Here is a 22,978-nt window from a genome sequence, read left to right as displayed (position 1 = left end):
GATTCATCAGCCATGGCAGATTCAATCAACGATTCGCTCAAACGCGGAATGAACCTATGGTTGCTACGCGGAATTGGCGCGCTTGCACTGGTGGGTGGCATGCCATTCGTCGCCTTGGCCGGTATTGCTGTGGTCAGATTGAGCTCAAGGATTTTGGCTGAGCCTGTTTTTGTCCTGGCGGTGCTGGCTGTACCAGCATTGATAGCAGCATTCTTGCTGTCTGTCGGCTGGCGCCTGTTGCTCAATCGACCAAACAGGTATCAATCGTTGCTGCATCCTGTTGCGTGGTGGGTGATCGCAATTCTGTTGATGGCTATGGGCTCCCTGCTAGCGTTCATGCTCGTTTCTGAGAAACGGTATGAGGGTCTTGGCGTCGCTGTCTTCGCGGTACTTTTTGGGTTGGCCTCGGCACTGATCGGTGTGCGAACAGCACGAGGTACCTGGGCGGTGGACAAAGCAACCCTATCGAGTGCAGTGGGCATGAACTCCTGGTCCTTGAAGATTGCGACAGTGCAAGGTGCCCCGTTACGCATTCATTGGTCTTTGCCGGTGGGTGGTTTGATGCTTTCAATCTTTTCAGGGTTCAGGCTGACCGAGTGGTTCTACTACTGCCTCGCATTCTTGGCTCTCATTTCAATTCACGAGCTAGGTCATTTTGCCGCCGCGCGATTGCTTGGCCTCAAAGTGTTCTCTGTTGATATTTCTGGCTTGGGTGGTCAATGCAATGTTCAGGCCCCACGCGGAATTCGGGACACTCTGTTGGTGTTCTCAGCGGGCCTGCTGGCTCAATGCGCCTTGTTTCTGCTGACATTGCTGTACACCGCAATTTTTGGTTGGCCCACCAGCGCGTTTGGCAAGTGCGTGGTCTATACATTCACCACCTACAACGTTTTCCTGTTTGTGCTGAATCTGATTCCCGGCAAAACTTTTAGCGGCCTTTCGACCGATGGAAATATCATTTGGAAGGTGATTCTCCATGCCACAAAAGGCACGCCTCACCCGTTCCCAGATCCCATTGCGGCAACCCGTGTCTTTCCCGCAGAAACAAGCTTGTTGGCGTTGGATGATTTTTCGACGCCTGGCTTTACCACGGGTGTCGAGATACTGAATGACAGCAAGACACCTATGGAATTCGTCGTCACGACCCTCATGCAGCAACTGCAGCTGGACCGGGAAAAAGCGATCATCTTGATGTTGGAGATTCACAAGAATGGTGGCGCTTTGGTGCCGACAGCCGGATTGGACAGGGCTGAGGCCATTGCGGCGGCTGTCACCGAGGCGGCTCGCGATCAAGGTCATCAATTCGTGTGCCGGGCTGTGGAGGTTCGGCCTTGCCAGGAGCCGCCACACGGCAATGGCAAGTGAGTGATGTTCAGCCGTGAAGCAGGCGTCGGCTAGGGAGCCAGCCGCTCCCGCAGCCACCCGCCGCCATCCTGCAGCGTGTACCGCAACCGGTCATGCAACCGGCTTTTGCGCCCCTGCCAGAACTGCCAGTTGTCGGGCTTGAGGCGGTAGCCGCCCCAATGCGGTGGGCGCGGAGGCTGCAGCAAAAACTTCGCGCCGTATTTGGCCGCGTTGGCCACCAGCATGCCGCGTCCTGCAATTACCTCGCTTTGCGGGCTGGCCCAGGCGCCTATGCGGGAATCCAGCGGCCGGGTGTTGAAGTAGGCGTCGCTTTCCTCGGCGGAGACTTTTTCGACCACGCCCTCTATGCGCACCACGCGCTCAAGCTCCACCCAGTGGAACTGCAGCGCGGCGTAGGGGTTGCCGGCCAGTTCCTTGCCCTTGCGGCTGTCATAGTTGGTGAACCAGGTGATGCCGCGCTCGTCATAGCCCTTGATCAGCACGATGCGGGTGGAGGGGCGCAGGTTGCTGGCCACGGTGGCCAGGGTCATGGCATTGGGCTCGGGCACCTCGGCGGCGATGGCTTCCTGCAGCCATTGCTCGAATTGTTTGAGCGGGTCCGCCTGYGAGGCGTCTTCGTTGAGTTCGGCGCGCTCGTAGCTTTTGCGCAGATCGGCGATGGAGGAGGTGGGCTGGCTCATGCCCTTGATTGTGCCCGCTGGCGCCATGCCCTTGCCGGCAGCCGGCCCTTGCCGCGCGTGAATGCTGCGTTGTCGAGGGTGCGCTTGCTGCCGAATTAATATTCGCTTATATTTCCAGCTTCCCATGAAGCCCAAAGACGACGAAAAGCAGCGTGCGATCGCCGAAGCCACCTTCAACCTGGTGGCCCAGACCGGCCTGAGCGGCCTGACCATGGCCGACATCGCCCGCACGGCCGGCATCGCCACCAGCACGCTGTACGTCTATTACCCGTCCAAGGACGAACTGATCAGCCAGCTCTATGAAGAGGCCAAGACCGCGACCATGCTGCGCCTGATGGACGGCGTGGTCCCCGGCACCCCCTTGCGCAGCCGGGTGCGCCGCATCTGGGGCAACCTGCTGCGGCACCGGCTGGAGCGCTACGCCGAGGTGGTGTTCCAGGAGCAGTACTACAACTCCCCCTGGTTCACGCAGGGCAACCGCGAGCTGTCGACCCGCCTGGCGGCGAGCTTCCTGGCGCTGATGGAAGAGGGCCAGCAGCAGGAGATTTTTAAACCCGTGCCGCTGCCGCTGCTGACGGCCAGCGTGGTGGGTTCGGTGCGGGAAACCGCCAACCTGATACGCACCCAGGTGCTGCCCGACGACGAGGCCGTGCACCAGGCGGCCTTCAGCCTGTGCTGGGACGCCATCAAGGCCTGATCGCTGAATCGCCCCGAAAAGGCAATACCCCCTGATATCAGTAGGCCAAGTTATTTTGATAAAAAACCCTTCTTTAAGCGAATATATATTCGATAAGTAGTTTTCTCATTTCTCCGCTGACTGCTTTCCTGCTTCTCTTCACCGCTTTTTGCCCACTAACAACAACCTCAAGGAGTTCCACGATGCCCACCCTCAACATCAACGGCAAGGACACCGCCGTCAACGCCGATGAGTCCACCCCCATCCTCTGGGCCCTGCGCGACACGCTGGGCATGACCGGCACCAAGTTCGGCTGCGGCGCGGCGCTGTGCGGCGCCTGCACCGTGCACCTCAACGGCGCGCCCATACGCTCGTGCATCACGCCGATTTCGGCCGCCGCCGGCCAGAAAATCACCACCATTGAAGCCGTGGCCACCGACCGCGTCGGGAAGGCGGTGCAGGACGCCTGGGTCAAACACGACGTGGCGCAGTGTGGCTATTGCCAGAGCGGCCAGGTGATGAGCGCCACCGCCTTGCTCAAGTCCAACGCCAAACCCAGCGACGCCGACATCGACGGCGCCATGGCAGGCAACATCTGCCGCTGCGGTACGTACGTGCGCATACGCGCCGCCATCAAAGACGCAGCCCAAACCCTGGCTTGAAGGAGAACATCATGTATTCGAATTCCACAGACACCCCCAGCATCGCCAGCCAGCTCCCCAAAGGCCTGCAGGCCCTGATGCACAAGGCGCAGGACGCCGCGCAAGGCATCGCCGACGCGGCCCTGCAGCGACGCAACTTCCTCAAGGTCGCGACCGCCAGCGGCTTTGCGATGGGCGCCTTTCCGTTGCTCTCGCAGGCGCAAACCATGGCGACGGCCGGCGCGCCCGCCGCGTCCAGCCTCAAGCCAACCCAGCAGCCCTCGGCCTTTGTGCGCATCGACAAGGACGGCACGGTGACCGTCACCATCAATCGCCTGGACTTCGGCCAGGGCGTGCAGACCGGCCTGCCCATGATCCTGGCCGAGGAGCTGGACGCCGACTGGGCCCTGGTCAAAAGCCAGCACGGCAATGCCGACCCAGCCTATGTGGACCCGGCTTTCGGCATGCACCTTACGGGCGGTTCGGGCTCGATCAAGAACTCCTACACGCAGTACCGCGAATTGGGCGCGCGCACCCGCGCCATGCTGGTGTCCGCCGCCGCCGCGCAATGGGGCGTGGACGCGGGCAGCCTGCGCACCCAGCAAGGCGTGGTCATCGGCCCCGGCGGCAAGCGCCTGACGTATGGCGAACTCGCCGAGGCGGCGATGAGGCAGCCGGTGCCCGAGGCGGTCACGCTCAAGGACCCGAAACAGTTCCGCATCATCGGCAAGCCCACGGGCCGGCTCGATGCACGCGCCAAATCCAGCGGCGGCCAAAGCTATGGCATCGACGTGCGCCTGCCCGGCATGCTGACGGCGGTGGTGGCGCATCCGCCGGTGTTTGCCGGCAAGCTCAAGTCGCTGGACGACACGGCGGCCAAAGCGGTGCCCGGCGTGAAGGCTGTGCTGCGCGTGCCGCTGGACCGCGGCGGCGAGGGTGTGGCCGTGGTGGCTGAGGGTTACTGGGCCGCCAAGCAAGGCCGCGATGCGCTCAAGGCCGAGTGGGACACCAGCGGTGTCGAGAAAGTCGACAGCGCGCAGCAACTGGCGAGCTACCGCGCGCTGGCGCAGAAGACCGGCGCGCTCAAGTACAAGGACGACATCGGCAAGCTGGCAACGGCTCCCAAGAAGATCAGCGCCGAGTTTGTGTTTCCCTACCTGGCCCACGCACCCATGGAGCCGCTCAATTGCACCGTGCAGCTCAGCGGCCAGGGCTCGGACGCGAAAGCCGAACTCTGGCTGGGCACGCAGATGCCGGGCCTGGACACGATGGCCGCGTCCAAGGCCCTGGGCGTGGCGCCGCAAAACGTCAAGATGAATGTGCAGATGGCCGGCGGCGGTTTCGGCCGCCGTGCGATTCCGACCAGCGATTACGTGGTCGAGGCCTGCAATGTCGCAAAGGCCGCGCGCGGCGCCGGGTTGACGGCCGCGGTGCGCACGCTGTGGAGCCGCGAGGACGACATCAAGGGCGGCTACTACCGTCCCATGCATGTGCACCGCGCCGAAATCGGCTTTGACGAAAAGGGCGAAATCCTGGGCTGGGACCACGTCATCGTCGGCCAGTCCATTCTCGCCGGCTCGCCGTTTGAAGCCTTCATGGTCAAGGACGGCGTGGACGGCACCATGGTTGAAGGCATGAAAGAGCCTTACGACATTCCGATGCGCCTGTCGGTACACCATCCCAAGCTCAATGTGCCGGTGCTCTGGTGGCGCAGCGTGGGCTCCACGCACACCGCCTACGTCATGGAAACCCTGATCGACGAGGTTGCACGCGGCAGTGGGCAGGACCCGGTGGCCTACCGCATGAAGCAGTTCGGCAGCAAGCACCCGCGCCATGCGGCAGCGCTGCAACTGGCGGTCGACAAGTCCGGCTACGGCAAACGCACACTGGTCCCAGGCCGCGCCTGGGGCGTGGCGGTGCACGAGTCCTTCAATACCGTGGTGGCCTATGTGGTCGAAGCCTCGGTCAAGGACAACACGCCGGTGCTGCACGGCATCACCACGGGCGTGCACTGCAACCTTGCGATCAACCCGACCAGCATCGAAGCGCAGGTGCAGGGCGCGGCGCTTATGGGCTTGTCCATGTGCCTGCCGGGTGCGGCCATCACGCTGAAAGACGGTGTGGTGGAGCAAAGCAACTTTGGTGACTTCCCGGTGCCGCGCATCACCGACATGCCCACGGTGGCCGTGTTCATCGTGCCCAGTGCCGATGCGCCCACCGGCCTGGGCGAGCCCGGCCTGCCGCCGCTGGCGCCGGCTTTTGCCAACGCCATCGCCAAGCTCACGGGCAAACCGGCACCGCGCGAGCTGCCCTTCAAGCTGGCGTGATGGGTAAGGGCGCGCCCACGGTGCTGGTGCTGGCCTCGGGGCGGGGCGAGCGCTTTGCCGCCTCCGGCGGCGGCACGCACAAGCTGCAGGCCTTGCTGGCCGGCAAGCCGGTGCTGGGGCGCACGCTGGAGGCCGTGGCCGCCAGCGGCCTGCCCTGGCACCTTGAAGATGCGGGACACCCCGGCATGGGCGACAGCATCGCGGCCGCCGTGCGCGCCACGCCTGACGCCTCGGGCTGGCTGGTATTGCCGGGGGATTTGCCGCTGGTGCAGGCCGCCACGCTGTTGGCTGTGGCCGATGCGTTAGCCCGGCATGTGGTGGCGGTGCCCATGTTCAAGGGCGTGCGTGGCCATCCGGTCGGGTTTTCGGCCGCTTGCCGCGATGCGCTGCAGGCGTTGACGGGAAGCCGGGGTGCGTCCCCGGTGGTACAGGCGCAGGCCGCGCTGAATGCCGTCGGCTTTATCGACGTTCTCGATGAGGGCGCGGTCACCGACATCGACACGCTGCAGGATCTGCAGCGCGCCGAAGCGCTACTCGCGCAACGCTGAGTCTTTTAGACCAGCGCGATCACCGCGCAGGCCAGCCGCGGGCCGGAATTGCCGGTGGGCTGGGTTTTGAAGTCGTCCGGGTCGCGGTGCACGATCAGGCCCTTGCCCACGATGTTGTTCATGCCGCTGCCGATGGCAATGGTTTTGGATTCAAAGCTGAATTTCGCGACGCCGGATGCGTCGGCCTTGAGGCTGGGCAGGTCGCCGCTGTGGTGGACCATGTCCGAGTGGCTGCCGTGCGGCTGGCCGCCGGGGTTGAAGTGGCCGCCGGCGCTCATGCCGTCGCCGCTGGAGCAATCGCCTTTTTCATGCACATGAAAGCCGTGCTCGGCATTGGGCTTGAGGCCGCGGATCTCGCCCGAGACCAGCACCTTGTCGCCGCTTTGTGTGAAGTTGACCGTGCCGGTGGCGTTGTTGCCGGTGGTGCTTTGCAGCTGGGCCACGGCGCGCGGGCCGCTCATGGTGGATGCGCAGGCGCTGAGCACAAGGGCGGCGGCAAGCGGTGCCAGACGGTAGTTCATGGTGTGGTCTCCTCAAGCGTTGGTCGGTAATGAAAGAGGCCAACTGTAGGCCGCATGGCCCGCGCTGGCAAGGACGAAACCGTTCCTAGCCGTTAACCAGCGCCAGCAGCTTGCCCAGCGCATGGTCGTGAATACCCAGGGTTTTCAGCTTGTCATACGTCAGTTGCGCGTATTCGCGCGTGGTGCCGTAGCGTCCGCAGGAATCCGAAAAAATCCGCCGGTACACGTCTTCGCTGAGCACGCCGGTGTGGCTGGGGCTGCGTTTGGACAGCGTGAAGGCCAGGGCGCGCACATCGCCTTGCGCGGTCTGGCATTGCAACCATTTGGGGTCGTACACGCCGTTGGGCATCTCGCGCGCCCACAGGGCGGGCAGGGCGCCGGCCACCTGCGCGCGCGGGATGCGAAAAGCCATGCCCTTGCAACTGCCGCCGTGCAGCAGGCCGAAGACCAGGCCCGGGCATTCCGGCGTGCCGCGGTTCACGCGGCTCCACATCTTGAGCGCGCGGTGGTAGCCGTGGATGGTGGCGAAGCGCTCTTCCGCATGCTCAAACTCCGGCCGCCAGATCAGGGAGGCGTAAGCGAATATCCACAGGTCACTCTTGCCGCCCCATTCGCGCATGACGGTTTCCAGCATGTGATCCGGGTTGCGTGAAACGGAAATGGCGCTTGGGGCCGCTTGCTTGGCTGAATTTTCCACAGCCGCACTTTACAATGGGCTGAGTTTTTGTGACGGGAGTCGGTAATGTTTTCTCAGGACGATGAAGGCCAGCAGGGCTTGGTGTTGGCGCTCGTTCTGGGCCTGATTGCTTTTGTCATCACGTTGGTCATTGGCATCAGCCTGCATCGCTTGCACCGTGCCCCGCCTTCGGGCCCGCAGTCTGTTCCCGCAATGGCCGTTGCCGCGGCAGTCCCCGCGCCGGCTGCTTCAGCACCTGCGTCTGCAGCGCCGGCATCCATCCTTCCCGAGGTCAGCCAGGCCATACAGGCCTCCCAGGCTTCGCAAGCCGCGGCCGATGCCGCCAGCGTGAAGGTCGAGCAGGGCGTGGTGCGTTTTTATTTCGCGTCGGGCAGTGCCGACCTTGCGGCCGGCGCGGTCGATGCCATGACCGACCTGGTCAAGGCGGCCAAGGGCGGGCGCACGCTGGTGATCTCCGGTTTTCATGACGCGACGGGCGACGCCGCGAAAAACGCGGCCCTGGCCAAACAGCGTGCGGTGGCCGTGCGTGATGCGCTCAAGGCTGCGGGCGTCCCCGAGCGGCAGATCGAGTTGAAGAAACCGGAACAACTGGCCGGCGGCAACGACGCCGAGGCGCGCCGCGTCGAAATCTCGCTGCAGTAAAAGCGCCAGCAGCGGGGCGGCATGGTGGGCCGCTGACAAGTGCAAGGGCGGGGCGCCGACGGCGCAGCCACCGCCATGCGTGCAGACTGCGTTTGGTAACCGTACCGTAACCACGAGCGCAACAAATGCATCGGTAACCCGTTACCATAGGGTCAGTAATAAAGTTACATCGACCCGGCGCCCACCCTACAGACTTCCTAAAGCTCCACCATGGCTCTTCATCCCAAAGTCTCAGACATCACGGCCCGCATCGCGGCGCGCAGCCGTCCGACGCGCGAGGCGTATCTCGCCCAGCTGCAGGCAGCCTCCAGACGTGACCCTGGCCTGGACCGCATGGGCTGTGCCAATGTTGCGCACGCCTTCGCGGGCATGCCGCTGGACGATCGCTTCAAGGTGGTGACCGAGCGCAGGCCCAACATCGGCATCGTCACCGCCTACAACGACATGCTGTCGGCGCACACGCCGCTGCAGGCTTACCCGGCCTTTATCAAGGACGAAGCCCGCAAGCTGGGCGCCACGGCCCAGGTGGCCGGTGGCGTGCCCGCGATGTGCGACGGTGTGACCCAAGGGACCAGCGGCATGGAGCTCAGCCTGTTCAGCCGGGACGTGATCGCCATGGGTACGGCGGTAGCGCTTTCGCACGACATGTTCGACGCAGCGCTGATGCTGGGCGTGTGCGACAAGATCGTGCCCGGCCTGCTGATAGGCGCGCTGCACTTCGGCCATCTGCCCACGGTCTTTGTGCCGGCCGGGCCCATGACCTCTGGCATCCCCAACAAGGAAAAAGCCCATGTGCGCGAGCAGGCCGCGCAGGGCCTGGTCGGCCGCGATGCCTTGCTGGATTCCGAGTTCAAGTCCTACCACAGCCCTGGCACCTGCACTTTCTACGGCACGGCCAACAGCAACCAGTTGTTGCTTGAAGCCATGGGCCTGCATGTGCCCGGCACCGCTTTTGTGAACCCCGGCAATGCCCTGCGCGAAGAGCTCACGCGTGAGGCGGCGCGCACCGTGCTCGGCATCATCAAGGCAAAGCGCTTTGCGCCCATCGGCCTCATCGTGGATGAAAAGGCCATCGTCAATGCGATGGTTGCGCTGCTCGCCACCGGCGGCTCCACCAACCATTTGATCCACTGGGTGGCCGTGGCGCATTCGGCCGGCATCGTGATCGACTGGAACGATTTCTCCGACCTTTCCGACGTGGTGCCCACGCTGGCACACGTCTATCCCAACGGCAGCGCCGACGTGAACCAGTTCCAGGCCGCGGGCGGCCCCGGCTACATCATTCGTGAACTGCTGGACGCGGGCTTCATGCATGAGGATGTACTCACAGTGCGGGAAGGTGGCATTCGCGAATACACGCGCGAACCCGCGATGGCCGGTGCGGCGCTGGCGTGGCATGACGTCGGCAACTCCAAAGACGAGTCCATCGTGCGGCCTGCCGCCGGACCTTTCAGCGCCACGGGCGGCCTCAAGCTGCTGACGGGCAACCTGGGCCGCAGCGTGATCAAGGTCTCCGCCGTACCCGATGACCGACACCTCATCGAGGCGCCGGCCCGGGTGTTTGATTCGCAGGAAGCGCTGCACGCGGCTTTCAACGCCGGCGAACTCGACCGCGACGTGGTTTGCGTGGTGCGCTGGCAGGGCCCGCAGGCCAACGGCATGCCCGAGCTGCACAAGCTCACGCCGCCACTGGCCGTGCTGCAGGGCAAGGGCTTCAAGGTTGCGCTGGTCACCGACGGCCGCATGAGCGGCGCCTCGGGTAAAGTACCGGCCGCCATCCATGTCTCGCCCGAAGCCGCCGGCGGCGGTCCGCTCGCGAGGGTACGCGACGGCGACGTGATCCGCGTGGATGCCGTCACCGGCGAACTCAAGGTGCTGGTCGCGGAGGCTGAATGGGCGGCAAGGCCGTTAGAGACCATGCCCGCCGACCTGCGCGCGGGCAACGCCGTCGGCATGGGCCGTGAATTGTTTACCGGCATGCGCCGCCACGCGCTGACGGCTGAAGAAGGAGCCTTATCGTGGATGTGAACATCAAACCCGGCGACAAGCTGACCGCCCTGCAGGTGATGCAGGATGCGCCGGTGATACCCGTCATCGTGCTGACCGACGTGAAACAGGCGGTGTTGCTGGCGCGCGCGCTGGTGGCCGGCGGCATACGCATGCTGGAAGTCACGCTGCGCACGCCGCAGGCCCTCGCCTGCATCGAAGCCATCGCGCGCGACGTGCCCGAGGCCGTCACCGGCGCGGGCACGGTGCGCAGCGCAGCCGACGCCCAGGCCTGCGCCATGGCCGGCGCGCGTTTTGCCGTGAGCCCGGGTTACACCCATGCCGTGGGCCAGGCCTGCCGCGATGCCGGCCTGCCCTTGTTGCCCGGCGTTGCCACCGGCAGCGAAATCATGATGGCCCAGGAAGACGGCCTGACCGAGCTGAAGTTTTTCCCGGCCATGCAGGCGGGCGGCCCGGCCATGCTCAAGGCCTGGAGCGGCCCCTTCGGCGACGTGCGCTTTTGTCCCACGGGCGGTGTCTCGACGGCTAATGCCGCGGAATTTTTGAGCCTGCCCAATGTGGTCTGCGTGGGCGGTTCCTGGCTCACGCCAGCCGATGTGCTGGCGCGCGGCGACTGGGCGCAGGTGACGGCGCTGGCGCAGCAGGCTTGCCGTTTGTCGCGCGAGTAGGGGCGAGTAAGGGTTGGCGCCGGCTCTTAGCGCAGACCAGCGCCCGCGGCGTTTTCGGCGCGCTGAATCAGCTCAATCTTGTAGCCGTCCGGGTCGGTCACAAAAGCGATCACCGTGGTGCCGCCCTTCACTGGGCCGGCTTCACGCGTGACATTGCCGCCCGCGGCCTTGATTTTTTCGCAGGCCGCATAGGCGTCCGGCACGCCCAGCGCGATATGGCCGAAGGCCGTGCCCATGTCGTAGCTGTCGGTGCCCCAGTTGTAGGTCAGCTCGATCTCGGCATGCTCGGGGTTGTTGCCGTAGCCGACAAAAGCCAGGCTGTATTTGTACTCGGGGTTTTCCGAGGTGCGCAGCAGCTTCATGCCGAGCACCTGGGTGTAAAAATCAATGGAGCGCTGGAGATTGCCAACGCGCAGCATGGTGTGTAGGAGTCGCATAGGAAGATGGGCCGGTGATTCGTGGTTTACCCATTGTCGCCAATCTTGGATTCCCTTGCAGGCGGCTCCCGGGGGCAAAGGTTGCGGCGACGTATACCTCGGGCATCTCGCTGAAAGGAGCTTTGCCGTATCGAAATATTTCGCGGCTTACTGCGTGGCGGCCAGCGCTTCCTGCATTTTTCCCCGCAGCGACTTCATGTCGCCGTTTTTCAGGATGTAGCCATTCATGCCCGCACTGAGAGCGTTCCTGACATCAAGCTCATTGGAGTTGCCGCTGAGTGCAAGGATAAAAATGCCCTGATGCTCCCAGTCTCGCGAACGGATCGCTTGTGTCGTTTGCACGCCATTCAAGCCGGGCATATTCATGTCCATCAGGATCAGGTCGACACCCGGCGTGTTGTTCAAATGGGCCAGGACCTGGCGTCCTCCTTCGGCCTCCAGCACTGTCAAGCCCCAGTCTTTCAGGCAATCGCCCACCATCAAGCGGTTCAGTTCGTCGTCCTCGGCCAGTATCACGGTTTTGCCTTCCAGCACATCGCCGGAGATGACCGGTTTGGCGGCAGGCGGCATTGGCGGCTGCACGGTCTCGGGCGCCTTGCTTATCCCGGTTTGCGGCGCCACCGGGAAGGTCAGCGTGAATTGTGTGAATTCACCCTGCACGGATTCGCAATGGATGTCACCCCCAAAGCTTTGCATGGTCCGTTTGCAATAGGAGAGCCCAAGGCCTGTCCCTCCGGCTTTTCCCGAAGTCATGAAGGATTCGAACAGGTGGGCCAGAACCTCCTTGGAGATGCCGGGCCCCGTGTCCCTGACGATCACCTTGTGATCGGCCACCGTCAGCACGATGACCCCGTCAGGCCTTTGCTCGAGGTAATACAGAGCGTTTTTGATCAGATTGAAGAGCACAAAAACGTAGGGCGTCTCATCGCCATAAAAAACGAAATCCTTGACGACACGCACCGTGACTCTGTCGCGCAGATTGCCGAAGTCATCGCGGACGTTTCGTTCGATAAAACTGTATTCATCTACCGCCCTTTGCGTCGCCTTCGCGGCGGACAGGTATTCAAACTTGCTGCGGTCCACCGTGCTGGATTTGAGTGATCCAAGAATCAGGTCAATCACCTGGTGGCCCCTGTGCACCGCAATTTCCCCCATGTTGACGTACTGGCGCATTCGGGAAACATGCTCGGCGGGGATTGCGGTGTCCGCGGCAGGCAGTATTTTCCCGATGCTTTCCAGGCTCATCCTGGCTTGCCCCAGCGGATTGCGCATTTCGTGGGCAATCGAGCCGGCCAGAGAGTTCGCGATACGCAGCTTTTCTGCATCGATCTGCCTCTCCGAGAGCTTGAACGCCGCGCCGCCGATAAGAATCAGCAGGTACGCGGGAAGTTGAGCCACCATGTCCATGGGTATCGCCGGATGAGGCGTGATGGTGGTGTAAAGCAGCGTTGCCGCGCCTCCCCCGATCAAGAGCATGACAATCGTATTGCGCCAGTCGGTCAGCATGACCAGGAAACTCAGCGCGATAAAACAATTGGAGATCGACGGGATGCCTCCGTGCCGCATCAGCGACAGAAACACATTGGCAAACGGCAGGCAAAAAATCAGCGCCCAGTAAGAGTAGGCAAAGTAGTATTTTTTAAGTTGTTCGGGCCAATGGCTTCTCAAGGCCAGTACGGTGAACAGGACAACAACCGGTAGCCGAATTGCAAGATCGTCGTAAGGGCGGGGATTCGGTTTCGTGAACCGTATCAGGTAAAACACCACATAGGTCAGCGCACCGATGATGCCGATGTACTTAAGCAGCGGCCTGCCGTGCGCATGGTAGGCCTCGTAGTAGCCAAAGAGCTTTTTGAACCAAGTCATTTTTTTTAACTCCCCAGGTGCACAAGGCTCTTTGAGTCAGGTGCCGTTTTTTTGGTGCCATGCGAAAGGGCGCGGTCCGCTATAACAGCAGTCCCCGGAGCTCGCGTATCAGCATGCCGATGCTTTCAGGACGTCCGAGACCCGTCCGCGCATCAGAACATACGACCCGTCCGTTCCATCCACCCGCAAATTATTGACGATGGTGGAAAGTCCAAAACGCCTGTACAAACGGCTCAGCACGGGCGAGCAAGAGGCAAAGAGGTTTTGCCCATCGGTATGCTGGGCGAAATACGAAACGCCGAGAAATACGCATCGCTTCACGAGATCGGGTCCGCTCCTGTAGTCGGGATTCAATACAAGGCGCCCGATTTCCCAGCTGCTTTGGCAGGTTGCCGGGTCGATCAATTGTCTCTGCTCCAGCAGCTCTTCAAGTGATGTCAGTCCCTTGTGCATGGGAACCAGTCTTAAAGTGCCGATTACGGCCCGATGGATCTCGAACGCAAACACCAAGCCCGATTCGTCTCTTTTTTTTCTTGCTCAAGGAACCGCTCGTGACGGCATCCGGACGGCAGCTTGATGTGGTCGCGAAGGCCCTGCACTTTCTCCAGTTTGGATGCGGTGTCCAGATGGGACAGCGTAATTTCTTCGATGAAATTTTCCTGCCGGGGCGAAACAAAGGGGTATCCCCCGTGGGGAAAAATGGCTTCCGGAGCATCCAGGGGCGGGCGCAGAGCTTGAAAGGCGGCCGGTGCGTGGTGGTTCATGGAGGTCGTCATTGCATCACTTCTTTTTTTGATGTTCGCGCAGTCTATGCGGCGTGCAAGCTTGAATCAAGCTTTACCCTGCCAGATATGACAGGGGACCCCGCCTATTTCGCCTGAATAAGGGTTCGAGTCAAAAAATAAAAAGCTAAATTGTCCGTATGCGGACAGTAAATCGGGGTGCCTGGTTGATGTGGGCGGTGTGCCTGCGCCCCCGCGGGCTACGGCCGCCGCTTTTCGAGCAGCTCGAAGATCGCCATGCCGGCCAGCGTGGCCAGCACAAACACCGCGGCTTTGGGTTCACCCATTCCCAGGGCTACCAGGCCCGGGCCTGGGCAGAATCCGGCCAACCCCCAGCCCACACCGAAAAGCAGGCTGCCGGCGACCAGCCTGCGGTCGATGCGGCCCGCGGCCGGCAGTTTCATCTCTGCGCCCAGCAAGGACAGGCGCCGTTTTTTGGCCAAAAGGAAAGCGAAGAAACCCACGGCGATGGCGCCGGCCATGACAAAAGCCAGCGAAGGGTCCCACGGGCCGGCAAGGTCCAGAAAGCCGAGCACCTTGGCGGGATTGGCCATGCCCGAGACGATCAGGCCCAGGCCAAACACCAGGCCGGCCAGCAGGGAAGACAGCATCAGCATGGCCTCTCTCTCCTAAAACTTGAACAGATGGCGCGCCAGGAGCAGCACCACAAAACCGGCAGTCATGAAAGTCACTGTGGCCGCCAGCGAGCGGAGCGACAACCTTGAAAGCCCGCACACACCGTGGCCGCTGGTGCAACCCGCGCCATAACGCGTGCCTATGCCCACCAGTAATCCGGCAGCGACCAGCACGCCATAGCCGGCATCCACCTGCACACGCGGCAGGGCCGAGAACGCGGCGTAGGCCCATGGCGCGCCTATGAGCCCGGCGACAAAAGCCACGCGCCAGCCGGCGTCGCCGCGCACCGGTTTGAGCAATCCGCCCAGGATTCCACTGATGCCGGCAATGCGCCCGTTGAGCAGCACGAACATCGCCGCGGCCAGGCCTATGAGCAGGCCGCCCGCCAGCGCGGGCCAGGGCGTGAAGGCGTTCCAGTCCAGGGTCATGGCTTGCCTCCTTGGGGACAGTAGAGCCGGTAGAGCAGCGCCAGGATTTCCAGCGTCTCGGGTTCGGTTACGCTGTAGTAGATGTTTTTGCCTTCACGGCGCGGGGTGATCATGCCTTCATTGCGCAGCACGCCGAGTTGCTGGGACAGCGTGGGTTGGCGTATGCCCAGGTCCTGCTCCAGTTCGCTCACGCAGCGCTCACCCTGCGAGAGCTGGCAGAGCAGCAACAGGCGGTCTTCATTGGCCAGCGCCTTCAGCGCGCCCACGGCTTGCGCGGCAGCGTTGCGAAGTTGCCCGGTGTCTAAAACGGGAGGGGATGATTTCATGGCCATGCGCAGAGATGTTCTCAATATTATATAAAAATATATAATGTAGAGGTGCGCGCCTTGAATGAAAGAACCCGGTCCATGCAAACCCCGCTCAATCCCCAGGCCTTTTTTGATCCCGTGACCGGGACCGTCACCTATGTCGTGGCGGATCGCGGAACAGGACGGGCGGCCATCATCGACCCGGTGCTGGGCTATGACTTCAAGTCGGGGCGCACCAGCACGGAGCTGGCTGACAAGGTTTTGTCCCATGTGGCGGAGCAAGGTCTTCAGGTCGACTGGATTCTGGAAACCCATGCACATGCCGACCATCTGTCGGCGGCCCACTACCTGAAGGCGCGCACCGGCGGCAAGATTGCCATTGGCGAACACATACGCGCCGTACAGTCCACGTTCAAGAAAATCTTCAACCTGGAGCCTCTATTCATACCGGACGGCAGCCAGTTCGACCACCTGTTCAAGGACGGCGAGACATTCGCGCTAGGCGAAGTGGAGATGACCGCGCTGCACGTGCCCGGCCACACGCCCGCGGACATGGCCTACCTGGCGGGTGACGCGGTGTTTGTGGGCGACACGCTCTTCATGCCTGACGTGGGAACAGCGCGCGCGGACTTCCCGGGTGGCGATGCCCGCCAGTTGTACCGCTCCATTCGCAAGCTGCTGCAGTTGCCGGCGCAAACCCGTATCTTCGTCTGCCACGATTACCCGCCCGGCGAGCGCATGCCGCAATGGGAAAGCACCGTGGGCGAGCAGCGCAAGGCCAATATCCACGTGCGTGACGGTATTTCTGAGGATGCTTTTGCGACCATGCGCGCGGCAAGGGATGCCACGCTTGGCATGCCCACGCTGATTCTTCCCTCCATCCAGGTCAATATCCGCGCGGGCGACTTGCCACCGCCTGAAGGAAACGGTGTCAGCTATCTCAAGATTCCGGTCAATGCGTTGGGAGTTGTCTAGTACCTCATCGATGCGCTGGTACGCTTTTGTTCTTCGGCGGATACCAGAGCGAGATCGCATCGGTTCGCGCAGAAGCGTCCGGCCCACATCGTCATTGTGGTTTGTTAGGACAAACTCCCCTAGTGGGGATAGCCAGTGGTCTTTGGCTTTTCCTCGCTGGCCCGGTATTGATACAGTAACTCCAGTAACTCCAGTAACTACTGGCTTGTGGCTCGGATCCAATTCATCAGTCATCGAAAACCGTGAATGCCGCGATTGCAGGATGCTATGTACTTCCAGATTGGAGCGCCAAATTGCTCGTCAGCCCTCTACTGTCAAAAATCCAAAATATCCGTCACGGCTTCGGCAACATGGCAGAGCCCTTGCCGCAATTCGCGGCTCCGTACTGGAATGACCGCCCTGTCAAGACGCAAGTCCACGGTGTGCGGATTTGCACCGTCCACGAAAAGAGAAGCGAAGCAGGGGAAGCCGACGGGCTTTTTACGGCAACGGCCAATTTATTGCTGACGCTTGCCAACGCGGATTGCTTTCCGGTCTTGCTGGCGCGCTCGGATGGCTCGGCCGTCATGGCAATTCATGTTGGCTGGCGAGGGGCCTTGGGTGGCATCGTGAAGGAGGCCGCGGACCTGATATCCAGGAGCGGGGATCACCCTAGAAACTGGGTCGCGGCACTTGGGCCAGGCGCGCACCCTTGTTGTTATGAAGTGTCTGTGGAATTGGTCGAAAGATTTGTCGCCAGATTTCCCTTGCCCAGGCACATGATTGAACCTACCCATCGGAAACTGAATCTTCCGTCATTGATAGGGTGGCAGTTGCAGGCGTGTGGGTTCGGCGCGTTCTCGGATGTCAACGCGTGCACCATTTGCAGCACGGTGATGGACGAAAGAGGAAACGCGCAGCCACGCTTTCTCAGCTACAGAAGGGGCTGCGGAAAATCCGTTCAACGATCCGTGATCGTCAGGGTGTAATTGTGGGCGCCGGGTGATTGAAGGAAGGGCTTACGCTTTCGCATCATTGAGCGCCCGAAAAGCAGCCTGGGCACATTGCGCGTTGTTGGCAAAGGTGAGCAGCGCGAAGGCTTGCGCCTCGCTGCACCAACAAGATGCCTTGTGCTCATGCGAGAGCTCGGGCTGGATTTGTTCCGGAACTATCGCGTAGAAAACCTTTTCCCGCACCTGCGCCGGCTCCGGTCCGTAGGTTTCACGCCATTCCGGCCTGATGGGGAAAACCTGCTCGAAACCGGTGTCGCTTGCGGACGAGAGTTTGATGGCGGTTTCTTCAAGCACTTCGCGAATCGCCGCTGCCTCGTAGGACTCCCCCAGTTCCAGTGCGCCGGAAATGCCCTGCCAGAAGTCCGGTAAGCCGAGTTCCGGCCGCGCGTTGCGTTGAAGCAGGAGAACTGACCAGGCTGATCCCTGCCTGGCAACAAGAAACACCTGGACGGAGAACGGGAGCCTCATCTGGGCATTGCGCTACGAGGCCAGGATGGCCCAGCGCTCGTGGTCTCGCCAGCGGCCGCCGATCTTCAGGTACCGTGGTGAATACCCTTCCTGCGTGAACCCGCAGGAAGCGACCAAGGCGATTGAGGCTGCGTTCGCCGGCTGGATATTCGCTTCCAGGCGGTGGAGCTTGAGTGACCTGAACGCATGGCCCACGGCGGCCCGCAGTCCCTGGCGCATGAGGCCTTGCCGTTCATGCCCCGCGAAGGCGTAGTAACCAAGGTAGCCGCTGCGAAACAAGCCCATCACGATATTTGTGACGTTGATGACACCTACCAAAGCGTGCGTGTCGCGGCGGCAGACGAGAAAAGCGCAGCTGGCAGGCAGGCTCATGCGCTCGATGTAGGCGCGAAACAGGGCCGGTGTGTCCGGCGGGGCTGTCCATGGGTGATGAAGCCTGCGGCTTGCGCGTACCGCGGAAAGAAATGCGCGCTCATCGGCGAGGGCGGGGTGGCGAACATAGATTGCGGCGTTCAATGCAGGTGTATTCATAAGGTGTTGTTCTTGGGCTGGAGCAGGCTGGGGACCTCCGTCTCGCCCAGCATTTTCCTCAGTTCGATCTTCATCAGCCAGCAGATCTGCGCCATGGGAATGTCGTGGCGCTCCGACTCTTGAGAATTGGCCGTCAGCACCTTTTGCCGCATGGTGAGGCTTGGCCTGCTTTGCTCCCGCAATGGGCCGCGTCAGGAAAAAATCCTCGCGGCAATGATAAGGCGCGCGTGCAACCTGAGGTCAAGGAAGCAGGAAACAAACGGCGGGCTTCCTGGGCCTATCGTGCGGTTTTCATCTCTTCCATGAGCCATTGCACAAAGCACTGTGTCTCGGGTGTCGCATCCGCTGCGAGGCCAAAGTAGTGGCGGCTCAGCGCCATCCGCAATTCAGGCAAAGGGCAGGTCAGCCGTCCCGAAGCGATGTCGTGGGCGATCAAGGTGGTCGGCGCCAGCGCGAAACCCAGCCCGTCGACGGCTGCCTGAAGGACAAAATGCAGGTGCTCGAACTGCAGGCAGCTGGCGGGTTCCAGCCCAGGCGCATTCACATGCTTTTTCCAGTTGCCCCAATCATTGCCGCGCGATTTCGACAACAGCAAGACGTGGGAAGCCAGAGATTGCGGATCGGTGACCGGGCGATGGGCGAACAATGCGGGAGATCCAACGACAAGAACCTCGTCCTCCAGGAATGGGCGAATCTGCATCGCCTGCGGCCATCCCTTGGTACTCCGCCGGATGGCAAGATCGAATTCCTCAGGCGCTTGATCCGGTGCCAGCGTGCTGGTCATCATCTGCAGTTCGATGTCCGGGTGCTTTGCCACGAACCCGGGTAGCCGTGGGATCAGCCAGCGCACGGCGAAAGTGGGCCTGACGTTGACCCTGACCGCGCGCGATGGCGTCCGGGCCCTGAGCGATTGAGCCGCCTCGCCTATTTGATCGAGTGCGGGGCCGGCCTGCGCATGGAACTGATGGCCGGCCGCCGTGAGGAGCACTTGCCGGGTTTTCCGCTCGAACAAGTCCACGCCAAGAAAAGCTTCCAGCGTCTTGATCTGGCGGCTGATGGCGCCGTGTGTGACGTGCAATTCAAGGGCCGCGCGGGTGAAGCTCAGATGTCGCGCCGCTGCCGCGAAAGCACGGACCGCATTCAACGGAGGTAAGCGGGGCGACATGCGTGTCATTTTCTCACACGTGTTGCGCACGAATATCGTTTGTCGGGAGCGGTGGCATCGCGCACCATGCGGCCCATGAAACAACCCATTGCTTCTGACCCGGACCGCAACTCACGCCATGCCGCCATGGCGCTCGGGCTGTCACTTCCGGGAGACACCGTGCTCTACCTGCTGTTGCCGATGTTCGCGCCCGCGTTTGGCGTCACCTTGCCCGAAGCGGGCGTTCTCCTGGCCGCGAACCGCCTCGTGCGCATTGCCGGTTACGGGATGGTGGCGAAGTTTTATGCCCGTAACGGCGAGAGGCTCACCTGCTCCCTGGCGGTGATGGCGGCCGCGGTATGCGCGCTGGGTTACGCCACATTCACGGGATTTGTCGCTTTGCTGCTCCTGCGGCTCCTGTGGGGCCTGGCTTTTGCGGCGCTTAACCTGGCCACGCAGGCCTTGGCCACCGCCGAACCGGCGGGTGCCGCGCGCCGGGCGGGGCGATCCCGTGCGTTTACGGCCTTGGGGCCCATGCTTGCATTGCCTTTGGGCGGTGCGTGCGCGCTCTGGTTCGGCCCAAGAGTCATATTTTTTGTGTTCGCGGCTGTCGCGGTGGTCGGGCTGCTGGTCACGCAGCAGCTCCCGACTATCCCCCATGGCGAGCCGCCGGCAACAAAAAAGGCCAGGCTCCCGGGCAGCCTCGACACCTGGTCGTTCATTGAAGGCCTGGTGCTGGACGGCCTGTTCATCATCGGTTTGTCTTATCTGGGCCGTGATTTGTTGCCGGGCAATCCGGTCATCGTGGCARGCCTTCTGCTGTCGGTGCGCTACCTGGCGGAAATTCTGCTGGGTTCTGCCGGCGGCCGCATGGCCGAGAAATACGGCATCGAGGTTCTGCTGGTGGCGCTTTCCGTGCTGACCTCCGCGGCCCTTGTGGGTTTTGGCTTCGGCTGGCTGTGGACGTGTGCACTGGTTATCGTGATTTTGCGTGCCTTGCTGCTGCCGCTGTTGCCGGCCCTGGTGGCTCTTCGTACACCGGGACCCGGACGCATACAAGCCCTCGCCACGCGTTCGGTCTGGCGGGACATGGGCGCGGGCATGGGTCCTGTGCTCGCCGGCCTGCTGTTGCCGGTCGCGCCGGCTGAATGGATCTACGGTGTCTGCGCACTTCTTCTGTCATGCGCGGCCATTGCCTGCCTGAGGCCGGGCCGTGACTGAAAACGCACCGGATATCACCCCTTCATTCAATCCGCCTGGCCTGGCGCGTATTGAGTCGATGCTATTTCGGTGCCACCTCAAACACCAGGCAGGTCGTGGTCGCATGCGCATACAGCTTGCCGTCCGGTCCCACGATGCGGCCTTCGGCGGTGGCCAGCTGGCGGCCGCAGTGGATCACCGTGCCTATGGCGCGCAGCGGCCCGGTCTTGTGTGAAGCGGCGCGCACGATGTTGATGCTCAGTTCCGCCGTGGTGTAAGCCCGGCCCGCCGGCATCATGGTGTGCACGGCGCAGCCCACGGCGGAGTCCAGCATCGTGGCGTACCAGCCGCCGTGCACCGTGCCCAGCGGGTTGTAGTGCTTGAGCTGCGGCGTGCCCTGGAACACGGCCTTGCCGGGTTCGACCTCGATCAGCGCGAAGTCCAGCGTGTCGGCGATGTGGGGGTAGGGCAGTTTGCCGGCCAGCATGGCGGTCATGACTTCCATGCCGGTTTTGCCGGCCACGTCTTCGGGCCGTGCCAGGCCTGGCCTGCCGCCGCCGCTTTCCATGCGAGCGCGCACCGCGGCGCTTTGCTCCATCCACTGAGTCAATGTGTCTTGTGGGGTTTTGTTGTTCATAATTGTTGCATACGCAATAGTTGTAGCTACAATCAAATTATGAACGAGAAAACCCGCCTGTCAACCCAGGCCGAGCTCAAGGTGCAGGGCTGCACCAACCTCAAGCTGCGCCAGCTGATGCGCCGCGTTGCGCACCACTATGACCTTGAAATGGCCAAGGCAGGGCTCAAGACCACGCAGTATTCACTGCTGAGCTATGCGCTCAAGGGGCCCATGCGGCCCGGTGAACTGGCGCGCGACATGAAGATGAGTGCTTCCACGCTGACGCGCAACCTCAAACCGCTGATAGACGCCGGATGGATTGAGCTCACCGCGGGCACCGATGCTCGTAGCCGCACCGTGGTGCTGACCGCCGCGGGCCGCGCCAAGCGCGATGAGGCACGCGTGCACTGGAAAGCCGCGCAGGTGCAGCTCAATGCGCTGCTGGGCGTCGAACGCGTGCTGGCCCTGCACACACTGGTCAATGAGTCCCTGGAACTTTTGTCCCCCATTGAATCCGGAGCTGATGATGAGTAATCCCGAGCCTTCCCATCCCGCCGCCTCTTCCACCGCACAGCCGGCCCGCCGTATCGCGATGTGGCTGGTGCTGCTGGCTGCAGGCGGCACCTTTGCTCTCACCATGGGCGTGCGCCAGACCATGGGCCTGTTCCTCTCGGCGCTCAACACTTCCACGTCACTCGGCATAGGCAGCATCAGCCTGGCCTTTGCCTTCGGCCAGCTCTGGTGGGGGCTGACGCAGCCCTTTGCCGGCGCGGTAGCCGACCGTATTGGCACGGGCCGCGTGATCTTTCTGGGTGTGGTGTTGGTGGCGATTGGCACCATCATCACGCCGCTGATGACCAGCACGGCCGGGCTGATCTTTGCCATAGGCGTGCTTGCGGCCGGCGGCGCCGGCATGGCCGGCCCCTCGGTGCTGATGGCTGCCAGCACGCGGCTGGTGCCGCCGGAAAAGCGAGGCCTGGCGACCGGTATCGTGAATGCAGGCGGCTCTTTCGGCCAGTTCGCGATGGCGCCGATTGCCATCGGCCTCACCGCCGCTGTCGGCTGGGCGAGTGCGATGCAGTGGCTGGGCGCGCTGGTGTTGCTGGCGGTGCCGGCGGTGCTGGTTCTCAAAGGCAATTCGAACGCGCTGGCAGCTCAAGCCGCGGCGTCATCGGGCGTGAAAGCGCTGAGCGCGCGCCAGGCCATCAGCGAGGCGCTGGCCACACCCAGCTACCGCTACCTGGCCGCGGGTTTCCTGGTCTGCGGTTTTCACGTCGCCTTCCTGGCCACGCACCTGCCCGGTGTGGTGGCAGCTTGCGGCTTGCCGCCGGAAGTCGGCGGCTGGTCGCTTGCGATGATCGGCCTTTTCAACATCGTCGGCAGCCTGGGCATGGGCTGGGCCGTGGGCCGCTGGCGCATGAAGTCGCTGCTGGCCCTGCTGTATGCAACGCGCGGCCTCGCGGTGCTGGTATTTTTGCTGGCGCCCAAGACGCCGGCCGTGATGCTGATATTCGCGGCCGTGATGGGCGTGACCTTTCTCTCGACGGTGCCGCCCACGGTGGGCCTGGTCGCCAAGATGTTCGGCACCACCAATATGGCCATGCTGTTCGGCGTGGTCATGCTGTCGCACCAGGTGGGCGGATTCCTGGGGGCTTACCTGGGAGGTTATGTGTTCCAGGCCACAGGCAGCTACGATTGGGTCTGGTACATGGACATCGTGCTGGCCGCGGGCGCCGCGCTGGTGAACCTGCCGATACGCGAGGCCTTGCTGCCGCCGCGGGCCGGCACCGCCAAGGCCGCCGCCTGAGCCAGTGGTTTTT

The 22,978-nt window shown here is 62.6% G+C and carries 28 protein-coding genes; 13 read left to right on the top strand and 15 right to left on the bottom strand.

Annotation, left to right across the window (positions count from 1 at the left end):
* Positions 1 to 12 precede the first annotated feature (12 nt).
* Complete coding sequence (locus AC1DXS_RS12810) at positions 13 to 1,365, top strand: ATP-dependent Clp protease adaptor ClpS (protein ID WP_477737867.1); 1,353 nt, start codon at positions 13 to 15, stop codon at positions 1,363 to 1,365.
* Between the two features lie 29 nt (positions 1,366 to 1,394).
* On the opposite strand, the gene pdxH is transcribed toward AC1DXS_RS12810, so the two are convergent.
* Complete coding sequence (gene pdxH / locus AC1DXS_RS12805; protein WP_477737866.1) at positions 1,395 to 2,045, bottom strand: pyridoxamine 5'-phosphate oxidase; 651 nt, start codon at positions 2,043 to 2,045, stop codon at positions 1,395 to 1,397.
* Positions 2,046 to 2,169: 124 nt separating this feature from the next.
* Between pdxH and AC1DXS_RS12800 the strand changes: the two genes are divergently transcribed.
* The 4 genes from AC1DXS_RS12800 (at position 2,170) to AC1DXS_RS12785 (ending at position 6,237) form a co-directional block, all read left to right on the top strand.
* Positions 2,170 to 2,742 carry a TetR/AcrR family transcriptional regulator gene (locus AC1DXS_RS12800; protein WP_413325987.1) on the top strand — a complete coding sequence of 191 codons (573 nt, stop codon included), beginning with the start codon at positions 2,170 to 2,172 and terminating at the stop codon, positions 2,740 to 2,742.
* Positions 2,743 to 2,924: 182 nt separating this feature from the next.
* Positions 2,925 to 3,383, top strand: coding sequence for a (2Fe-2S)-binding protein (locus tag AC1DXS_RS12795; RefSeq protein WP_477737865.1), 459 nt, complete (start codon positions 2,925 to 2,927; stop codon positions 3,381 to 3,383).
* Between the two features lie 11 nt (positions 3,384 to 3,394).
* Complete coding sequence (locus AC1DXS_RS12790; RefSeq protein WP_477737864.1) at positions 3,395 to 5,689, top strand: xanthine dehydrogenase family protein molybdopterin-binding subunit; 2,295 nt, start codon at positions 3,395 to 3,397, stop codon at positions 5,687 to 5,689.
* Positions 5,689 to 6,237 (top strand): nucleotidyltransferase family protein, encoded by a 549-nt coding sequence (locus AC1DXS_RS12785; RefSeq protein WP_477737863.1) that lies wholly within the window; start codon positions 5,689 to 5,691, stop codon positions 6,235 to 6,237. Before AC1DXS_RS12790 ends, AC1DXS_RS12785 begins: the two co-directional genes overlap by 1 nt.
* Positions 6,238 to 6,242: 5 nt before the next feature.
* On the opposite strand, the gene AC1DXS_RS12780 is transcribed toward AC1DXS_RS12785, so the two are convergent.
* Positions 6,243 to 6,758, bottom strand: coding sequence for a superoxide dismutase family protein (locus tag AC1DXS_RS12780; RefSeq protein ID WP_477737862.1), 516 nt, complete (start codon positions 6,756 to 6,758; stop codon positions 6,243 to 6,245).
* An 85-nt stretch (positions 6,759 to 6,843) separates the two neighbouring features.
* Positions 6,844 to 7,392, bottom strand: a complete 549-nt coding sequence (locus AC1DXS_RS12775; RefSeq protein ID WP_477737861.1) for a gamma-glutamylcyclotransferase — start codon at positions 7,390 to 7,392, stop codon at positions 6,844 to 6,846.
* A gap of 108 nt (positions 7,393 to 7,500) precedes the next feature.
* On the opposite strand from AC1DXS_RS12775, the gene AC1DXS_RS12770 reads away from it, so the two are divergent.
* From AC1DXS_RS12770 to eda, 3 genes are all read left to right on the top strand, one after another.
* Positions 7,501 to 8,097 (top strand): OmpA family protein, encoded by a 597-nt coding sequence (locus AC1DXS_RS12770; protein WP_477737860.1) that lies wholly within the window; start codon positions 7,501 to 7,503, stop codon positions 8,095 to 8,097.
* A 210-nt stretch (positions 8,098 to 8,307) separates the two neighbouring features.
* Complete coding sequence (gene edd, locus AC1DXS_RS12765; protein WP_477737859.1) at positions 8,308 to 10,125, top strand: phosphogluconate dehydratase; 1,818 nt, start codon at positions 8,308 to 8,310, stop codon at positions 10,123 to 10,125.
* A complete protein-coding gene (eda, locus tag AC1DXS_RS12760; protein WP_477737858.1) occupies positions 10,116 to 10,772 on the top strand; it encodes a bifunctional 4-hydroxy-2-oxoglutarate aldolase/2-dehydro-3-deoxy-phosphogluconate aldolase in 657 nt (218 codons plus the stop codon). Before edd ends, eda begins: the two co-directional genes overlap by 10 nt.
* A gap of 26 nt (positions 10,773 to 10,798) precedes the next feature.
* On the opposite strand, the gene gloA is transcribed toward eda, so the two are convergent.
* The 7 genes from gloA to AC1DXS_RS12725 all read right to left on the bottom strand — a co-directional run bounded on the left by gloA (position 10,799) and on the right by AC1DXS_RS12725 (position 15,247).
* Positions 10,799 to 11,209, bottom strand: coding sequence for a lactoylglutathione lyase (gene gloA / locus AC1DXS_RS12755; protein ID WP_477737857.1), 411 nt, complete (start codon positions 11,207 to 11,209; stop codon positions 10,799 to 10,801).
* Between the two features lie 147 nt (positions 11,210 to 11,356).
* Entirely contained in the window at positions 11,357 to 13,075 is a 1,719-nt protein-coding gene (locus AC1DXS_RS12750) for a hybrid sensor histidine kinase/response regulator (RefSeq protein WP_477737856.1), read from the bottom strand.
* A gap of 108 nt (positions 13,076 to 13,183) precedes the next feature.
* Complete coding sequence (locus AC1DXS_RS12745) at positions 13,184 to 13,582, bottom strand: N-acyl amino acid synthase FeeM domain-containing protein (protein WP_477737855.1); 399 nt, start codon at positions 13,580 to 13,582, stop codon at positions 13,184 to 13,186.
* Positions 13,552 to 13,851, bottom strand: coding sequence for a hypothetical protein (locus tag AC1DXS_RS12740; RefSeq protein WP_477737854.1), 300 nt, complete (start codon positions 13,849 to 13,851; stop codon positions 13,552 to 13,554). The genes AC1DXS_RS12745 and AC1DXS_RS12740 overlap by 31 nt, the downstream gene beginning before the upstream one ends.
* A gap of 206 nt (positions 13,852 to 14,057) precedes the next feature.
* Positions 14,058 to 14,474 carry a DUF6691 family protein gene (locus AC1DXS_RS12735; RefSeq protein ID WP_477737853.1) on the bottom strand — a complete coding sequence of 139 codons (417 nt, stop codon included), beginning with the start codon at positions 14,472 to 14,474 and terminating at the stop codon, positions 14,058 to 14,060.
* 12 nt (positions 14,475 to 14,486) lie between these two features.
* Positions 14,487 to 14,921: a YeeE/YedE family protein gene (locus AC1DXS_RS12730; protein WP_477737852.1), complete on the bottom strand. Its 435-nt coding sequence runs from the start codon at positions 14,919 to 14,921 to the stop codon at positions 14,487 to 14,489.
* Positions 14,918 to 15,247 (bottom strand): ArsR/SmtB family transcription factor, encoded by a 330-nt coding sequence (locus tag AC1DXS_RS12725; protein ID WP_477737851.1) that lies wholly within the window; start codon positions 15,245 to 15,247, stop codon positions 14,918 to 14,920. Before AC1DXS_RS12725 ends, AC1DXS_RS12730 begins: the two co-directional genes overlap by 4 nt.
* Positions 15,248 to 15,328: 81 nt before the next feature.
* On the opposite strand from AC1DXS_RS12725, the gene AC1DXS_RS12720 reads away from it, so the two are divergent.
* Together AC1DXS_RS12720 and AC1DXS_RS12715 are read left to right on the top strand one after the other, a co-directional pair.
* Positions 15,329 to 16,204: an MBL fold metallo-hydrolase gene (locus AC1DXS_RS12720; RefSeq protein ID WP_477737850.1), complete on the top strand. Its 876-nt coding sequence runs from the start codon at positions 15,329 to 15,331 to the stop codon at positions 16,202 to 16,204.
* Positions 16,205 to 16,446: 242 nt separating this feature from the next.
* Positions 16,447 to 17,172 carry a purine nucleoside phosphorylase YfiH/LACC1 family protein gene (locus AC1DXS_RS12715; protein ID WP_477737849.1) on the top strand — a complete coding sequence of 242 codons (726 nt, stop codon included), beginning with the start codon at positions 16,447 to 16,449 and terminating at the stop codon, positions 17,170 to 17,172.
* A gap of 30 nt (positions 17,173 to 17,202) precedes the next feature.
* Here AC1DXS_RS12715 and AC1DXS_RS12710 read toward each other — a convergent pair whose 3' ends face one another.
* The 4 genes from AC1DXS_RS12710 to gcvA form a co-directional block, all read right to left on the bottom strand.
* Positions 17,203 to 17,640: an NUDIX domain-containing protein gene (locus tag AC1DXS_RS12710; RefSeq protein ID WP_477737848.1), complete on the bottom strand. Its 438-nt coding sequence runs from the start codon at positions 17,638 to 17,640 to the stop codon at positions 17,203 to 17,205.
* A gap of 36 nt (positions 17,641 to 17,676) precedes the next feature.
* Positions 17,677 to 18,195, bottom strand: a complete 519-nt coding sequence (locus tag AC1DXS_RS12705; protein WP_477737847.1) for a GNAT family N-acetyltransferase — start codon at positions 18,193 to 18,195, stop codon at positions 17,677 to 17,679.
* Positions 18,192 to 18,347, bottom strand: coding sequence for a hypothetical protein (locus AC1DXS_RS12700; protein WP_477737846.1), 156 nt, complete (start codon positions 18,345 to 18,347; stop codon positions 18,192 to 18,194). The genes AC1DXS_RS12705 and AC1DXS_RS12700 overlap by 4 nt, the downstream gene beginning before the upstream one ends.
* Positions 18,348 to 18,472: 125 nt before the next feature.
* Positions 18,473 to 19,360 (bottom strand): transcriptional regulator GcvA, encoded by an 888-nt coding sequence (gene gcvA, locus AC1DXS_RS12695; RefSeq protein ID WP_477737845.1) that lies wholly within the window; start codon positions 19,358 to 19,360, stop codon positions 18,473 to 18,475.
* 66 nt (positions 19,361 to 19,426) lie between these two features.
* Here gcvA and AC1DXS_RS12690 point away from each other — a divergent pair, with 66 nt between their 5' ends.
* Positions 19,427 to 20,560 carry an MFS transporter gene (locus AC1DXS_RS12690; RefSeq protein WP_477737844.1) on the top strand — a complete coding sequence of 378 codons (1,134 nt, stop codon included), beginning with the start codon at positions 19,427 to 19,429 and terminating at the stop codon, positions 20,558 to 20,560.
* Positions 20,561 to 20,621: 61 nt separating this feature from the next.
* Here AC1DXS_RS12690 and AC1DXS_RS12685 read toward each other — a convergent pair whose 3' ends face one another.
* Positions 20,622 to 21,176 (bottom strand): PaaI family thioesterase, encoded by a 555-nt coding sequence (locus AC1DXS_RS12685; protein WP_477737843.1) that lies wholly within the window; start codon positions 21,174 to 21,176, stop codon positions 20,622 to 20,624.
* A 39-nt stretch (positions 21,177 to 21,215) separates the two neighbouring features.
* Here AC1DXS_RS12685 and AC1DXS_RS12680 point away from each other — a divergent pair, with 39 nt between their 5' ends.
* The gene (locus tag AC1DXS_RS12680; RefSeq protein WP_413326025.1) at positions 21,216 to 21,692 is read left to right on the top strand and encodes a MarR family winged helix-turn-helix transcriptional regulator; all 477 of its coding nucleotides are present in this window, start codon (positions 21,216 to 21,218) and stop codon (positions 21,690 to 21,692) included.
* Positions 21,682 to 22,965, top strand: a complete 1,284-nt coding sequence (locus AC1DXS_RS12675) for an MFS transporter (protein ID WP_477737842.1) — start codon at positions 21,682 to 21,684, stop codon at positions 22,963 to 22,965. Before AC1DXS_RS12680 ends, AC1DXS_RS12675 begins: the two co-directional genes overlap by 11 nt.
* Positions 22,966 to 22,978: the final 13 nt, after the last annotated feature.

It is taken from the genome of Polaromonas sp. P3_B1, assembly GCF_056402935.1.
This window is presented reverse-complemented; position numbering and strand designations above follow the sequence as displayed.